The 468-nt window shown below is 73.1% G+C and carries 2 pseudogenes; one reads left to right on the top strand and one right to left on the bottom strand.

The window, feature by feature from the left end:
• Positions 1–234 (bottom strand): annotated as a pseudogene (locus J0695_RS44495) (SIS domain-containing protein); the annotation flags it as partial.
• Here J0695_RS44495 and J0695_RS36740 point away from each other — a divergent pair.
• Positions 229–468 (top strand): annotated as a pseudogene (locus J0695_RS36740) (SIS domain-containing protein); the annotation flags it as partial. The pseudogenes J0695_RS44495 and J0695_RS36740 sit on opposite strands and share 6 nt — an antisense overlap.

The raw sequence follows: 468 nt of genomic DNA, 5'->3' as shown, positions 1-468 counted from the left end.
CGCGGCGGGCGTCCCTTCCGACCAGATGAGGGGGAGCGACTCGGCGAGCTCGGACGCGAGCGTCTTGGCGGGGTTGCCGTACGTGGTGACGGTCGGCCCGCAGCGCTCAGCCGTCCGGTCCAGGCGGTCCGCGACGAGGTTGATCGTCTCTGGCGGGGCCGTCACGATGCCCACCCGGTCCAGGAGGATGAGGAGGGGCGTGAGCAGGGACCAGAAGCTGCCGGGCGCCGCCGCGGCTGCACGGTCGTCGCCGTGTCCCCCCGCCGTTCCCCGCTCACCGAGGCGGTCGTCGGCGCGCACGGTCTGTCCGTACCCCTGGCGACAGCGCCGTACGACGGCCACCAACGCCCCGAAGAGGTACCGGAATCCGCGGCGGCGCCCGGCAGCTTCTGGTCCCTGCTCACGCCCCTCCTCATCCTCCTGGACCGGGTGGGCATCGTGACGGCCCCGCCAGAGACGATCAACCTC

The sequence above is a fragment of the Streptomyces beijiangensis genome (genome assembly GCF_017315755.1).
Classification (GTDB): Bacteria; Actinomycetota; Actinomycetes; order Streptomycetales; family Streptomycetaceae; genus Streptomyces; species Streptomyces beijiangensis.
Note: the sequence above shows the minus strand (reverse complement) of the source record. Positions and strands in the feature narration are given on the sequence as shown.